We start from the raw sequence: 14,851 nt of genomic DNA, 5'->3' as shown, positions 1-14,851 counted from the left end.
TAGGACTAAGTTTCCGTAACTAACTTTAAATACTTAAAAATGAAATGGGTAAACCTTATTCTTAGAATTGGCCTAGGCTTAATGCTTTTAATGTTCGGTCTAAATAAATTTTTCTGGTTTATGCCAGATTTCGATTTTACAGGTTACCCAGAAGCAGATCATTTATTTAAAGCATTGCGATATGCTGGTGAGCAAGCTACAGGAAAAGGATACTTAATGCATTTAGTAGGCTTGTCTGAGGTTGTTATAGGAGTAATGCTTGTTACAAAAAAATGGGTGCCTTTGGCGTTAGCTATGTTAGTGCCAATATCTATTAACATAGTGCTGTTTCATGCGTTTTTAAACCTTCCTAATATTGGTCCAGCAATTTTAGTAGCTATTGTAAATGCCTATTTAATGTACAAACATAGGGATGCATATAAATCTATACTTACTTAGTAAGTAAATTCATAAATAATTAAGAGGTTAATCCTCAGGCATAAAGCTTGAGGATTTTTTTATATCTTTAAAAGAACTAACCACCAAATTAATAATTTATGAATTCAACCTTTACTAAAATTGTACGCTACCTATTAGCACTAATGTTACTTGTTTTTGGGCTTAATAAATTTTTAAAGCTTTTGCCAATGCCAGAGTTGCCTCCAAACGCAGCAGAGTTTATGACAGAGCTTGCAGCAACAGGTTATGTATTGCCAGTAGTAGGTGCAATCGAAATTTTTATTGGGATCTTATTATTAATTAATAAATGGACACCTTTTGCATTGGTTCTTCTAGCGCCAATCTCTGTAAACATATTGTTATTCCACCTTTTTCTTGATTTACCAGGAATAGGAGGCGCATTAATTGTTGCTATTTTAAATGGAATACTTATATATAAACATTGGTCTAAGTTTAGACCACTATTTGCATAAATAGTATATATGTGTTAAAAGCCTCTTAATCAAAATTAAGAGGCTTTTTTTAATTTGTATTTTTATGCTGAATTAAACTCACACTAATGAAACAACTCATCCTTGTAACAATAACTGCAGCAACAATATTTAGCTGTAAAACAGAGACTAAAACCGATAGAACCATAGCAGTGACATACCCCGAAACAAAGAAAGTAGATACCGTAGATGTATATTTTGGTAATGAGGTGAAAGACCCATATCGCTGGTTAGAAGATGATCGCAGTAAAGAAACCGAAGATTGGGTGAAAGCTCAAAACCAAGCTACATTTGGATATTTAGACAAAATTCCTTTTAGAGAAGATCTTAAAAACAGATTAACCGAACTGTGGAATTATGAAAAGTTGGGATCACCCTTTAAAGAAGGTGAGTATACCTACTATTTTAAAAACAATGGGTTGCAAAACCAAAGTGTGATTTATAGGTATAAATCTACCGAAAGCCCTGAAAATGCTAAAGTATTCCTGGATCCAAATAAGTTTAGTGAAGACGGTACAACATCATTAGGAGGATTAAACTTTTCTAAAGATGGAAGTAAAGCAGCTTATTCAATTTCTGAAGGCGGTAGTGATTGGAGAAAAGTAATTGTTGTAGATGCAGAAACCTTGGAACGTGTTGAAGATACTTTACAGGATATTAAATTTAGTGGTGTGTCATGGAACGTGAATGAAGGATTTTATTATTCAAGTTATGACAAACCTAAAGGCAGTGAGTTGTCTGCAAAAACAGACCAGCATAAACTATATTATCACAAGCTAGGAACCTCTCAAAAAGAGGATAAACTTATTTTTGGAGGAACACAAGAAGAAAAAAGAAGATATGTTGGTGGCAGTGTAACAGAAGATGGTAAGTATTTAATTGTTTCAGGAAGTGTATCAACCTCAGGAAACGATTTAAGAATAAAAGATCTTACCAAGCCAAATTCAGATTTTAAAACTATAATTTCTGGCTACGAAACAGATTCATACGTTATAGAAAATGAAGGCAGTAAACTATATATTGTAACAAACCTAAATGCACCTAATAAAAAAATTGTGACTGTTGATGCTGAAAACCCATCACCAGAAAATTGGGTAGATTTCATTCCAGAAACAGAACATGTGCTTAGTCCTAGTAAAGCTGGTGGCTACTTCTTTGCAGAATATATGGTAGATGCTGTAAGCGAAGTAAAACAATATGATTATGATGGTAAATTAATACGTGAAGTTAAACTTCCAGGAGTTGGAACAGTTGGTGGCTTTGGTGCTAAAAAAGAAGATAAAGAACTGTATTTCTCTTTTACAAATTATGTAACACCAGGCAGCATATATAAGTATGATATTGAAGATGGGACTTCAGAGCTATATGTAAAACCAGAAATAGATTTTAATCCAGACCATTATAAGAGTGAACAGGTGTTCTTTAACTCTAAAGATGGTACAAAAATACCAATGATTATAACCTATAAAAAAGGGACAGAGCTTAATGGTAAGAACCCTACGATATTATATGGTTATGGAGGTTTCAATATAAGTTTAACACCAAGTTTTAGTATAGCAAACGCTGTGTGGATGGAGCAAGGTGGTATTTATGCAGTTCCTAATTTGCGCGGTGGTGGAGAATATGGTAAAGCTTGGCATGATGCTGGTACTAAACTACAAAAGCAAAATGTATTTAATGACTTTATAGCTGCGGCAGAATATTTAATTGAGAAGAACTACACATCAAAAGAATATTTGGCAATTAGAGGCGGTTCAAATGGTGGATTATTAGTCGGAGCCACAATGACACAACAACCAGATTTAATGCAAGTAGCATTACCTGCAGTAGGCGTGATGGATATGTTACGCTATCATACCTTTACAGCAGGCGCAGGTTGGGCATATGATTATGGAACGGCAGAAGATTCCAATGAAATGTTTCAATACCTAAAAGGATACTCGCCAGTACACAATGTAAAAGAAGGTGTTTCTTATCCTGCTACAATGGTAACTACTGGAGATCATGATGATCGCGTAGTACCAGCGCATAGTTTTAAGTATGCTGCAGAGTTGCAAGATAAACAAGCTGGAAATGCTCCTACATTAATTAGAATTGAAACTAATGCTGGCCATGGTGCAGGAACACCAGTAAGTAAAACTATAGAGCAGTACGCAGATATTTTTGGTTTTACGCTTTACAATATGGGTTATGATGAGTTGCCGGTAAAGAAACAATTTAAAGACTAAGATAATTCCTAAATATAAATTATAACCTGTTAGATTACTCTCTAACAGGTTTATTTTTGCATTATGCTAAACGTAAATATACAAGCCTTTAAATATGCTAAAACACCTGTTTTAAAAGCTATAAACTTTAAGCTTATTAAAGGTGAACATATTTCTATTTTAGGAGAAAGTGGATGTGGTAAAAGTACATTGCTGGAACTTGTGTATGGAACGCTTCAACTTAAAGCAGGAGAGATTTATTGGAATAATAAGAAGCTGCTAGGTCCAGATTTTAATCTTGTACCTGGAGAACCTTTTATAAAATATGTATCACAAGACTTTAATTTGATGCCTTATACAACTGTAGAGGATAACATTGGTAAGCACTTGTCCCGTTTAGATATGTCTCTTAGAAAAGAACGTATTGCAGAACTTTTAGAAGTTGTAGAAATGACTTCATTTAAAACTAAAAAAGTTAAAACATTAAGTGGAGGTCAACAGCAACGTGTTGCACTAGCAAGAGCTCTAGCTAAAGAACCAGAACTACTTTTGTTAGACGAACCGTTTAGCCATATTGATAACTTTAGAAAAAATAAGCTGCGTAGGCGGTTGTATAAGTATTTAAAAGACAAACAAATCTCTTGTATTACAGCAACACACGTAAGTGAAGAGGCATTATCATTTTCTGATAGAATCTTGGTAATGAAAGACGGTAAATTTGTTGCACAAGACACGCCTGAGACTATTTACAAAACATCCCAAGATTTATATGTTTGCTCTTTTTTTGATGATGTATTTAAATACAAACAACAAGTTTATTACCCTTATCAAATTACGGTTGAAGAATTAGGAAAACATAAGGCAACTGTAAAGCAATCTTATTTTAAAGGTGATTTTTGGTTAATTGAAGCTGTATTTAATAATGATAATTTGCTTTTAAAACACAATACTGCACTACCAATACATACAGAAATACTTATAAATTTTAATGATCGTTAGTAAACACTCTTAATAGTCATGGTTTCACCATTAAACTCAAAAGTGTCTTTCTCAGTCTTATTCATAAGAAGCATACCAATAGGAGATTCTTTTGAAATGACATAAACTGTTTCGTTGTCTAAGGTAATAGCACCCACAGAAACAGCAATGTAGTATATAGCTTTAGTGGTTTTTACTAAACTTCCTATATGAATGTTTTTAGAAGGTTTAATATCACGTTGTCTAATATTTTTAAGAATTTGATATTGTTGTTCTGCAACATCTAAACGAGCTCCAAGTTGTTCACGCTCAATATCCATCATGGCTCTATCTGTCTCGTGTTTGTCTCCAGCAGTACTCTTTGTTTCAGACTCTAAAGATTCTACAATATCTGCTATTGCATGTTTAATCTTTTCTAGTTTGGTAGATACTAAAGATTCACAATGGGAAAGTAATTTAATTTTAAATTCAGATGTTATAGCCATAGGTTAAAAGGTCTTCTGCAGCTAATTGCAGTGGTTCGTTAGTGGTAATAGAGTAAGCATTTACATCTTTTATTAAAGATTCAATTTTAAGTACTTGCTCTTTTAAATTTTTCTTGATGTCACACTCCCAAATAGTGAGAACGGTCCAATTAGATCTTATTAATGTTACGTAATTATTCTGGTCTCGTTTAATATTAGCATCAAACTTATCTTTCCAAAACTCAGTGTTAGTTTTGGGAAGATTTAGGTTGCACTTAGGGCACCTGTGCCAAAAACAAACATTTACAAATATGGCGATTTTTTTGGTTGAAAAAACAATATCTGGAGAACCTGCTAATTTTTTAAAATGTAATCTATAACCTCTTAGTCCTGATGCCCATAATGCTTTTCTTAAAAGTAATTCTGGTTTGGTATGCTTGCTTTTATTTCCTCGCATAGAGGTGTTCACAGATTTGCTATTTATATGTAAAGACATTACAGCTTTTTTATAGCAATTACTTCAAAAATTAAACCAGATTTATTTTTTAGTTTCAGTACTGGTTTTAGTTAAAATCAACGGGCCATAATAATACATTTGTTGTCTTATCCAGGCTTTTTGTCTTTTTACATATGGTGATGCAGGGTTGGCTCTATAGCGCCTTGGGTTAGGTAAAATTGCAGCAATTGCAGCTGCTTCATCTATACTTAATGTAGCAGCAGATTTTCCAAACCAATACGTACCTGCTGCAGAAGCTCCGTAAACAGAATCTCCCATTTCAATACTATTTAAGTACACCTCTAGAATGCGTTCTTTATCCCAAATAAGCTCAATTAAAAACGTGAAATAAACCTCGAGTCCTTTTCTCGTCCAACTTCGTTGTGGCCATAAAAAGACATTTTTAGCTGTTTGCTGAGAAATGGTGCTTGCACCGCGTAGTTTTTTTCCTTTTTGGTTAGCTTCATATGCCTTTTCAATTGCTTCGGTATCAAATCCATTATGATACACAAACTTTTGATCTTCTGAACAAATAACCGCAAGCTGAAGGTTTTTAGATATATCTTTTAACGGCACCCACTTATGAGTCCATTTATTTTGTTCATTATTTTCAAAATACCTGATAACCATTAAAGGTGTAATATAAACAGGTATGAATTTGAGTAGGGCAACCCATATAATACTCATTGCAAAAAACCAAAGTAGAATTTTTCCAAAAAATTTAAAAATACGTTTTATCATTCTGTTGCTAAATTTGCTAAATCTTTACCTACAAGACTTCCTATAGCAACACCCATACCACCTAAACGGACACCGCAGTAAACATTTTTAGATACTTTTTTTAAAATAGGCTTTTTTTGATTTCCTACACCTAATATTCCGCTCCATCGCATGTCTATTTCGTAAGGAGTTTTTGGTAATATGTGTTTTTTTAAATATGTGTCTAATGTACTTTGTATTAATTCTGTTTCTCCAAAATTAGTGGTCTCTTCTTCTTTTAGTGCTAGGTTTCTTCCACCTCCAAATAATAACCGGTTACCCACATTTCTAAAGTAAAAATAGCCCTCATCTATATGAAATGTGCCTTTTATATTTAAGTTCTTAATTGGCTTAGTGATTAATACTTGAGCTCTTCCAGGTTTTACATTAGAGATGTTAAGTTGCTCAGAAAACCCGTTAGTGGCAATTAGCAATGTTTTTGTTTTAAAGTCACCTAAATTAGTTTGTAAAAGCACATTAGTGGGTTGTTCCACATATTCATTAACATTACAATTATTTAAAATAGTAATATTGGCATCTTGTGCTTTCTTGATAAGCGCCTGCATCATTTTACCAGTATTAAGTTGGCCTTCAAAAGCATTTACTATAAGCTTTGAATTTATTCCAGAAAATCCAAATGTGTTTTCAGTAACAGAAAACAGAGGTGCTTTATACAATGAGTATAGTAAGTCATTTATCTCATTGAGATGATCTAGGCTTTTTTCTAAAAGCGACTTGTGTTTTTCAAGAAAAACTTCATAGCCGCCAAGCTGTTTGTATTCTAAGTGATCATCTCCCACTATGTTACGAAGTCTTTCTAACCCTAAAAAACGCTGTTCAACTAGTTTAAAAATATCTTCAGAAGAGTGTGTTTTAAAATCTTTCAGTAATTCAGAGATGCTACCTAAACAAGCAAAGCCAGCATTTTTGGTGCTGGCACCTTGTGGCCAAGGGCCGCGTTCTAATATAGTAATAGTTGCTTTTGGAAATTTTTCACGAAGTGTTAATGCAGTATTTATACCAACAATACCACTTCCAATTATAATAAAATCGTTGGTTGTAAACCAGGTTTGCCTATCCCAATAGCTTTTTGAATTAAGTATTTCCATATATTGTAAGATACTTATTGTTCCATAAATCCACTAAAATATCTAATAATTTTACGTTTAATATAAAGCAAAAAAAAGACCTCGATATCGAGGCCTTAAAACATTGGTTAGTTAGTTAACGTTTTATTCTTCTTTCATTTTAAAGTCTTCCATAAACTTAGTAGTATAATTTCCAGCTATATAATCTGGATGATCCATAAGTTGTCTATGAAAAGGAATAGTTGTTTTTACGCCTTCGATTACAAACTCATCTAAAGCACGCTTCATCTTATTAATAGCTTCTTCTCTTGTTTGAGCCGTTGTAATAAGTTTTGCCACCATAGAATCGTAGTTTGGAGGAATACTATAACCTGCATAAACATGAGTGTCTAAGCGAACTCCATGTCCGCCTGGAGCGTGAAGTATCTCAATACGGCCAGGAGAAGGTCTAAATCCATTATAAGGATCTTCTGCATTTATACGACACTCTATCGAGTGTAGTTTAGGAGTATAGTTTTTACCAGAAATTGGCACACCAGCAGCAACTAAGATTTGCTCCCTAATTAAATCAAAATCAATAACTTGTTCTGTAATAGGGTGCTCTACTTGAATACGGGTATTCATCTCCATGAAGTAGAAGTTACGATGCTTATCCACTAAAAACTCTACAGTACCTGCACCTTCATATTTAATATACTCAGCAGCTTTTACAGCAGCTTCACCCATCTTTTTACGAAGGGCAGTTGTCATAAATGGAGAAGGAGTTTCTTCTGTAAGTTTTTGATGACGGCGTTGTACAGAACAATCTCTTTCTGATAAGTGACAAGCTTTACCTGTACTGTCTCCAACAACTTGTATTTCAATATGTCTAGGCTCTTCAATAAGCTTTTCCATATACATACCATCGTTACCAAAGGCAGCGCCTGCTTCTTGTCTTGCGCTATCCCAAGCATCTTCAAGGTCTTCAGGTTTCCATACGGCACGCATACCTTTACCACCACCACCGGCAGTAGCTTTAAGCATAACTGGATAACCCATGTCTTTTGCAACTTTCTTACATTCTGCAAAATCTTTTAAAAGGCCATCTGATCCAGGAATACAAGGCACACCTGCAGCTTGCATTGTAGCTCTTGCAGAAGCTTTGTCTCCCATTTTATCAATCATATCTGGAGAAGCACCAATAAACTTAATATCGTGCTCTTCACATATTTTAGAAAACTTCGAATTTTCTGCCAAGAAACCATATCCAGGATGAATAGCATCTGCATTTGTTATTTCTGCGGCAGCAATAATATTTGGAATTTTTAAATAGGATAAGTTACTTGGTGCTGGTCCTATACAAACAGCTTCGTCTGCAAACTTAACGTGCAAACTTTCTGCATCTGCAGTAGAATAAACAGCAACAGTGCTTATACCCATTTCTTTACAAGTACGTATAATACGTAATGCAATCTCGCCTCTATTGGCAATTAGAATTTTTTTGAACATAACTGTTTCAGCATTTGAAGTTGATATAATCATACCAACTCAGATTAAAACAAAAGGTGATTAAGAAGGATCTACCAAGAATAATGGTTGATCAAACTCTACAGGAGAAGAATCGTCTACTAATACTTTCACGATTTTTCCTGACACTTCACTTTCTATTTCATTGAAAAGCTTCATTGCTTCAATAATACAAAGTACATCACCTTCTTTGATAGAGTCTCCTACTTCACAGAAAAGATCTTTATCCGGAGATGGTTTGCGATAAAAAGTACCAATAATTGGAGACTTTACAGTAATATACTTAGAGTCATCTCCATTATTAGAATCAGCTGGTGCAGCAGCTGCGGCTTGCGCTACAGGTTGTGCTGGTGCTGGTGCAGATGCAGCAGCCATCTGTTGTGGCATTTGTGCAGGCATTTGCATGTGCTGTACGATAGTTTCTTTTTCGTCTGAACCAGTTTTAATGGTGATTTTTACATCTTCCATTTCGAGCTTTACCTCGCTTGCGCCAGATTTGGCTACGAATTTTATTAAATTCTGAATGTCCTTTAACTCCATAATGATACGTTGTTTAGGTGTTTATTTAGTTTTGTTAGGAATTATATGCCCACTTAAGGTAAATTGAACCCCAAGTAAAGCCACCTCCAAAAGAGGCGAAAATGAGGTTGTCACCTCGCTTTAATTTTTTTTCGTAATCGTGTAATAATAATGGTAATGTGGCTGAAGTTGTATTACCATAGCGTTGTATGTTCATAAGAACCTTAGACTCGTCTAGGTTCATTCTTCTAGCAGTAGCATCTATAATCCTTTTATTGGCTTGGTGTGCTACTAACCAGCTTACATCCTCATTTGTTAGGTTGTTGCGCTCCATAATGCTTGCACTTACATCTGCCATGTTTGACACAGCAAATTTAAATACTGTTTTGCCATCTTGCTGTACAAAATGTTGTTTGTTAGCCACAGTTTCTTCGCTAGCTGGCAATATGGATCCGCCTGCATCTATTTTTAAAAATTCACGACCAATACCGTCACTTCTTAAAATTTCATCTTGTAGTCCTAAACCATCTTCATTTGGCTCGAACAAAACTGCGCCACCGCCGTCTCCAAAAATTATGCAAGTTGCTCTGTCTGTATAGTCTATGATAGAAGACATTTTATCTGCGCCTACTAATAGTACTTTTTTGTAGCGACCACTTTGTATATAACTGGCAGCTGTTGACATACCGTATAGAAAGCTAGAGCAAGCTGCTTGCAGATCATAAGAAAAGGCATTTTTAGCTCCTATTTGAGAAGCTAAATATGCTCCAGAAGATGCTACTGGCATATCTGGTGTTGCTGTTGCAAAAATAACTAAGTCTATTGTTGTTGGGTCTAGATCTATTTTTTGAATTAGATCTTCTGCGGCTTTTATACCTAAATATGACGTGCCTTTTCCTTCTTCCTTTAACAAACGACGTTCTTTTATACCAGTTCTAGTGGTAATCCATTCATCATTTGTATCAACCATAGTCTCTAAGACCTTGTTGCTTAACACGTATTCTGGGACATAGCCTCCTACAGCTGTGATTGCTGCTGTGATGTTGCTCATATAGTTCTTTTTAGTAAGAGCCAAAATTTGGCTATCACGCTAAAAAATGGTTGGAAAATTACTAAAATTTCCCGTAATGACTCAAAAAATAGAAGTTTTTTATAATTCGTGCATAAAAAACAAAAACTCCCAAAGGGGAGTTTTTAATATAAATGAGTGTAAGAAGCTTATGCTTCTACCTCTGTAGTATTGTCTATAAGAACTTGACCACGGTAATATAATTTACCTTCATGCCAGTGTGCTCTGTGAAACAAGTGAGTTTCACCTGTTACAGGATCTTTTGCCAAAGTTGGAGCTTTAGCCTTATAATGAGTTCTTCTCTTATCTCTTCTAGTTTTCGAGATTTTTCTTTTAGGATGTGCCATGGCTATGGGTTATTTATCTTTTAGTAATTCTTTTAATTTATTCCAACGAGGATCAACCTCTTCGTTCTCTTTTTGTTTAGGACTAAGTTCTTCTAGCTTCTTTAAAACAACTGTCTTTAAAGTACCGTCTTCAATGCCTGGATGAATTCGCTTTAATGGTACAGCTAAAACTATGGCTTCATAGATATATTGCTGTACATTTATTTCATATTCACCGTGAGGTAAAATAAGAAGCTCTTCATTTTCGTCATTAAACTCTGGGCCAAATTTTACAACCAGCTTTAATTCATTTTCTATAGGCTGGTCATACGGCTCATTAGTTAAGTCTCCATTAACATTAACAGTACCAGAAATATGAAAAAGCAACTCAAACATAGTTGGTTTTTTTTCAAAATCTAAGGTCACATTAACATTAGCGTCATTAAACTCGTCGTACTCAAAAACGTCAAAAAACGATTGTCCTATAGTATAATTAAACTGATGTTTTCCTACTTTCAATCCCACAAAAGGGATCGTAAATTCTTTTAACTGCTTCATCTCTACATCTATTCTCTTACACTAGCCTTGTGAAAAGGCGGGTGCAAAGATAGTAATTTTACGGAATTAAAAAACTTTATTTCATTCAAAATGAACATGTAAGTTCATTTTATTTTCTCTCTTTCCTTCTTGGCTGTTTTTTTAAAGGGTTTTTAGTGAGCTCTTTATACTCTTTTCTGTTTTTAAAAATTTGCATTCCTGTAAAAACAGCCTGCTTAAATGAGGTTTCGTCTGCTTCTCCTTTTCCGGCTATTTCGAACGCGGTACCGTGATCTGGAGAGGTTCTTACTCTTGATAGTCCTGCAGTGTAGTTTACGCCATTACCAAAAGACAAAGTTTTAAACGGGATTAGACCTTGGTCATGATATGCTGCGATTACTGCATCGAAATTTTTATAATTCTGTGAGCCAAAAAAACTATCTGCAGAATATGGACCATAAACTAATTTACCGTTGTTGTTTATATTTTTTAGGGTAGGTTTTAATACTTCTTCGTCTTCTTTACCTATTACACCATTATCGCCACTATGTGGGTTAATGCCTAATACAGCGATTTTTGGTTGCCTGATCCTAAAATCTTCTTCTAATGAATGATATATGCTATTAACCTTCTTTTCTATTAATTGTGGCGTAATTGTAGAAGCAACATCTTTTACGGCTACGTGGTCTGTAAGTAAACCAACTCTCAAAGAGTCTGAAACCATAAACATTAAACTATCTCCTTGTAATTCTTTGGCAAGGTAGTCTGTGTGACCAGGAAAATTAAATGCTTCAGATTGTATAGTGTTTTTGTTAATTGGTGCTGTTACCAATATATCTACTTGCTTATTTTTTAAAGCTTCTGTTGCAGCTTCCAAAGATTTTAAAGCATAGCTTCCTACTTTAGTGTCTGGCGTCCCGAAGTTGATATTTACATTTTCTTTCCAAACATTATAAACGTTTACTTTACCATCTATAATCTTATTAAGGTCTGAAATACCTTGAAATTGAAGATCTATATTTAAGTGTTTCTTTATAAATGAAAGCACTTTTGAGTTTGCAAAAATAACAGGCGTGCAAAATTCTAATATACGCTCATCTTCAAAAGTTTTAAGCACAACTTCTGCTCCTATGCCATTTAGGTCTCCTATACTTATTCCTATTTTCAACTGTTGTTTTTGGGTCATTAATTATAACTATTTTTGCAAAGATAAAGGTAACTAAATAAATACTGAATGTTTACAGGAATAGTAGAGGAATTAGGTAGAGTTAAAGATTTGACTAAAGAAGGAGATAATCTTCATATTTCTATTGAAGCACATATGTCTTCAGAATTAAAAATTGATCAAAGTGTTGCTCATAATGGCGTTTGTTTAACTGTAGTTGCTGTTACTGACAATACTTATAGTGTTACAGCAATACAGGAAACCCTTAACAAGTCTAATTTAGGGTCATTAAAGGTTAATGATTTGGTTAACCTTGAACGCGGAATGAAGTTAGGAGCTCGCCTGGATGGACATATTGTGCAAGGACATGTTGATCAAGTAGCTGAATGTATTTTAGCTCAAGAGAAAGATGGGAGTTGGGAGTACAGATTTAAATATGATCCAGCACTAAACAATGTGACTATAGAGAAAGGATCTATAACTATTAATGGAGTAAGCCTTACAGTTGTGGATTCTGAGATAAATACATTTAGTGTTGCTATTATTCCCTATACCTATGAGCACACAACGTTTAAACAATTACAAAAAGGAGATGTTGTAAACTTAGAGTTTGATGTAATTGGTAAATATGTAAAACGATTACTTGGAAATACGTCTTTGTCTTAAGATAAAATAAATACCAGCTAATACGCCCAATGCTAATGCTATGCCAATGTTAGTGTCAATTGGTACAGGTACACCTGGAAAAGGTGTTAAAGAATTAGGTGGCGGTGGTCCATCATTAGGTCTTGCCGCTATGGCAGAGCAAAGCAGTGTGGTTAAGCTTAATAATGTTTTAATAGTTTGGGGACTCATAAACAATACTTGCTGTAAGCGATAAAAATTCGCAACTAAAATATACAATTTAATGAAGTATCTTAAAAAACACTAGATTAAATTATTGTTTTTTATTTATATGTTTCAAAAACAGAGAATTAATTTAGTAAGTAATTACTTGTTTTCTTCTGCTTTATAAATAGCATATTTTTTTTCCATCTCTGCTTGAAATTCCTCCAAGACAGGTTTAACAGTACTTTCAGGAAGGTCTGCAATTTTAATATACATTAGTCCATCAACAGAATTATTAAATAAAGGATCTACATTAAACGATAGCAGTCTTGCATTTTGTTTTATGTATTTTTTTAAAAGTACAGGTAGTCGATTGTTTCCAGGTTCAATTTCATCTATAATTTTGTCAAACTTGTTTAGGTCTGCTTCACTAGCATCAAATACAAAGTCTTTATCTGCATCTTTAAGCTTTACCTTGAATTCCTTTTTTGGCCGTACAAACTGTGCAAAATAAGGGTCGTAATAATGAGACTTCATAAACTCAATCATTAAACTTTTACTAAAGTTTGAGAAATTATTGCTTATGCTAACGCCACCAATTAGATAATTATGCTCAGGAAAACGTAAAGTGGTATGTACTATACCTTTCCAAAGTAAAAATAAAGGCATTGGTTTTAATTGATATTCTGCAATAATAAATGCTCGACCCATTTCGATAGACTCACTTATAAGTGTGGTTATTTCTGGTTCAAACCTAAACAGCTCGTTCATATAAAAACCTTCAATACCGTAATCCCTGAAAATTTCTTTTCCAAGCCCCATTCTATAAGCACCAGCAACTTTTTGAGCGTCATTATCCCATAAAAATAAATGGTGATAATACTCATCATATTTATCTGTGTCAATAGATTTGTTAGTGCCTTCGCCTATGGCTCTAAAAGTTATTTCACGCAGTCTGCCTATTTCTTGTACAATGTTTGGGATTATCTCTTTTTTTGCAAGAAATACTTCGTAGTTTTTGCTTTCTAGTAAACGCTTATCATTTGCTCTGCAAAACTCTACCTCTTTTTGCATTAAGTCATCTGGAGTCTCTCCAACAATTTTCTTAGGAGCTTTAGTTCTCTTAATTTGTTTAGGAATCTGATCTAGAATATTTTTCTTGTCAAATGAATTGTCCAACAAATAAGTCCTTTTTCTAATGTAAGCTGTAAAATCTTCAAGAGTTTTATATTCTAGTTGGTCTTTTGCTGAAATAGGATGGCCAATCCTTACTTGAATTTTTCGATGCTTTTGAGACAACATCTCACCAGGTAGCTTTGCAGTTCTTAGTGTAGGACTTAATTTAGATAATCTATAAAAAAGTGCACTATTTTTCGCTTTAAAATAAATAGGAATAATAGGAACATTAGCTTTTTGAACTAATTTCATAGCACTAGGTTCCCAAGGTTTATCTGCAATTACGCTATCTTCTTTATAGGTTGAAACCTCTCCGGCAGGAAACATACCCAACGGCTTTCCATCTCTTAAATGAGATAAAGCTTCCTTTAAGCCGCCAACGCTAGACTTTGCCTCTTTATGATCCTCAAAAGGATTTACAGGCATTATGTAAGGTTTTACAGGCTCAAGCCTATGCAAAAGAAAGTTTGCAATAATCCTATAATCTTCTCGCTTTGCAAGTAAAAGCTTCATTAAAATTAAACCATCTATACCTCCTAAAGGATGGTTTGAAACCGTTATAAAAGCACCAGTTTTTGGAATTCTTTTAAGGTCTTCTTCAGGAATATCAAATTCAACTTCTAAGGTTTTTAAAATAGAATCTATAAACTGAACACCATTAAGATCCTTTCTGGTCTCATAAATGGCATTAATCTTAGAAAGCTTAGTGGCTTTTAATAAAACACTTCCTATAGTATTACCTAACAAACCAAGCTTGTCTAGTTTAAGCACTTTAGCAATTTCATTAGCAGAGACTATAGGCAT

17 protein-coding genes are annotated in these 14,851 nt (G+C 34.1%); 5 read left to right on the top strand and 12 right to left on the bottom strand.

The annotated features are described in order from the left end of the window. Positions 1 to 39 precede the first annotated feature (39 nt). The 4 genes from CL818_RS08110 (at position 40) to CL818_RS08095 (ending at position 4,135) form a co-directional block, all read left to right on the top strand. Positions 40 to 438, top strand: coding sequence for a DoxX family membrane protein (locus CL818_RS08110; RefSeq protein ID WP_272972971.1), 399 nt, complete (start codon positions 40 to 42; stop codon positions 436 to 438). A 98-nt stretch (positions 439 to 536) separates the two neighbouring features. Beyond that, positions 537 to 911: a DoxX family membrane protein gene (locus tag CL818_RS08105; RefSeq protein ID WP_272972972.1), complete on the top strand. Its 375-nt coding sequence runs from the start codon at positions 537 to 539 to the stop codon at positions 909 to 911. Positions 912 to 997: 86 nt separating this feature from the next. After that, positions 998 to 3,157 (top strand): prolyl oligopeptidase family serine peptidase, encoded by a 2,160-nt coding sequence (locus CL818_RS08100; protein WP_272972973.1) that lies wholly within the window; start codon positions 998 to 1,000, stop codon positions 3,155 to 3,157. A 63-nt stretch (positions 3,158 to 3,220) separates the two neighbouring features. Beyond that, positions 3,221 to 4,135, top strand: a complete 915-nt coding sequence (locus tag CL818_RS08095; protein ID WP_272972974.1) for an ABC transporter ATP-binding protein — start codon at positions 3,221 to 3,223, stop codon at positions 4,133 to 4,135. Here the strand turns inward: CL818_RS08095 and CL818_RS08090 are convergent. From CL818_RS08090 to pdxA, 10 genes are all read right to left on the bottom strand, one after another. Further along, positions 4,132 to 4,599, bottom strand: coding sequence for a hypothetical protein (locus CL818_RS08090; RefSeq protein WP_013186242.1), 468 nt, complete (start codon positions 4,597 to 4,599; stop codon positions 4,132 to 4,134). The two genes, CL818_RS08095 and CL818_RS08090, sit on opposite strands and share 4 nt — an antisense overlap. Then, the gene (locus tag CL818_RS08085) at positions 4,583 to 5,074 is read right to left on the bottom strand and encodes a very short patch repair endonuclease (RefSeq protein ID WP_272972975.1); all 492 of its coding nucleotides are present in this window, start codon (positions 5,072 to 5,074) and stop codon (positions 4,583 to 4,585) included. The genes CL818_RS08090 and CL818_RS08085 overlap by 17 nt, the downstream gene beginning before the upstream one ends. Positions 5,075 to 5,116: 42 nt before the next feature. Beyond that, complete coding sequence (mtgA, locus tag CL818_RS08080; protein WP_272972976.1) at positions 5,117 to 5,815, bottom strand: monofunctional biosynthetic peptidoglycan transglycosylase; 699 nt, start codon at positions 5,813 to 5,815, stop codon at positions 5,117 to 5,119. Then, on the bottom strand, positions 5,812 to 6,942 hold the full coding sequence (locus CL818_RS08075) for an NAD(P)/FAD-dependent oxidoreductase (protein ID WP_272972977.1): 1,131 nt from the start codon (positions 6,940 to 6,942) through the stop codon (positions 5,812 to 5,814). The genes mtgA and CL818_RS08075 overlap by 4 nt, the downstream gene beginning before the upstream one ends. A gap of 123 nt (positions 6,943 to 7,065) precedes the next feature. Continuing rightward, entirely contained in the window at positions 7,066 to 8,409 is a 1,344-nt protein-coding gene (gene accC, locus CL818_RS08070; RefSeq protein ID WP_041241086.1) for an acetyl-CoA carboxylase biotin carboxylase subunit, read from the bottom strand. A gap of 60 nt (positions 8,410 to 8,469) precedes the next feature. Beyond that, complete coding sequence (gene accB, locus CL818_RS08065; RefSeq protein WP_272972978.1) at positions 8,470 to 8,967, bottom strand: acetyl-CoA carboxylase biotin carboxyl carrier protein; 498 nt, start codon at positions 8,965 to 8,967, stop codon at positions 8,470 to 8,472. 34 nt (positions 8,968 to 9,001) lie between these two features. Next, entirely contained in the window at positions 9,002 to 9,997 is a 996-nt protein-coding gene (locus tag CL818_RS08060; RefSeq protein WP_272972979.1) for a beta-ketoacyl-ACP synthase III, read from the bottom strand. A 167-nt stretch (positions 9,998 to 10,164) separates the two neighbouring features. After that, positions 10,165 to 10,362, bottom strand: a complete 198-nt coding sequence (rpmF, locus tag CL818_RS08055; RefSeq protein ID WP_013186235.1) for a 50S ribosomal protein L32 — start codon at positions 10,360 to 10,362, stop codon at positions 10,165 to 10,167. 9 nt (positions 10,363 to 10,371) lie between these two features. After that, positions 10,372 to 10,899 carry a YceD family protein gene (locus tag CL818_RS08050; protein ID WP_272972980.1) on the bottom strand — a complete coding sequence of 176 codons (528 nt, stop codon included), beginning with the start codon at positions 10,897 to 10,899 and terminating at the stop codon, positions 10,372 to 10,374. 109 nt (positions 10,900 to 11,008) lie between these two features. Further along, entirely contained in the window at positions 11,009 to 12,064 is a 1,056-nt protein-coding gene (gene pdxA / locus CL818_RS08045) for a 4-hydroxythreonine-4-phosphate dehydrogenase PdxA (RefSeq protein ID WP_272972981.1), read from the bottom strand. Positions 12,065 to 12,112: 48 nt separating this feature from the next. Here pdxA and CL818_RS08040 point away from each other — a divergent pair, with 48 nt between their 5' ends. Further along, positions 12,113 to 12,709, top strand: a complete 597-nt coding sequence (locus CL818_RS08040; protein ID WP_272972982.1) for a riboflavin synthase — start codon at positions 12,113 to 12,115, stop codon at positions 12,707 to 12,709. On the opposite strand, the gene CL818_RS13585 is transcribed toward CL818_RS08040, so the two are convergent. Together CL818_RS13585 and CL818_RS08030 are read right to left on the bottom strand one after the other, a co-directional pair. Continuing rightward, positions 12,683 to 12,898 carry an Fjoh_0651 family PID-CTERM protein gene (locus CL818_RS13585; protein WP_502692228.1) on the bottom strand — a complete coding sequence of 72 codons (216 nt, stop codon included), beginning with the start codon at positions 12,896 to 12,898 and terminating at the stop codon, positions 12,683 to 12,685. The two genes, CL818_RS08040 and CL818_RS13585, sit on opposite strands and share 27 nt — an antisense overlap. A gap of 135 nt (positions 12,899 to 13,033) precedes the next feature. Then, entirely contained in the window at positions 13,034 to 14,851 is a 1,818-nt protein-coding gene (locus tag CL818_RS08030; protein WP_272972984.1) for a GNAT family N-acyltransferase, read from the bottom strand.

The organism is Croceibacter sp., from assembly GCF_002716225.1.
Lineage (GTDB): Bacteria > Bacteroidota > Bacteroidia > Flavobacteriales > Flavobacteriaceae > Croceibacter > Croceibacter atlanticus.
Note: the sequence above shows the minus strand (reverse complement) of the source record. Positions and strands in the feature narration are given on the sequence as shown.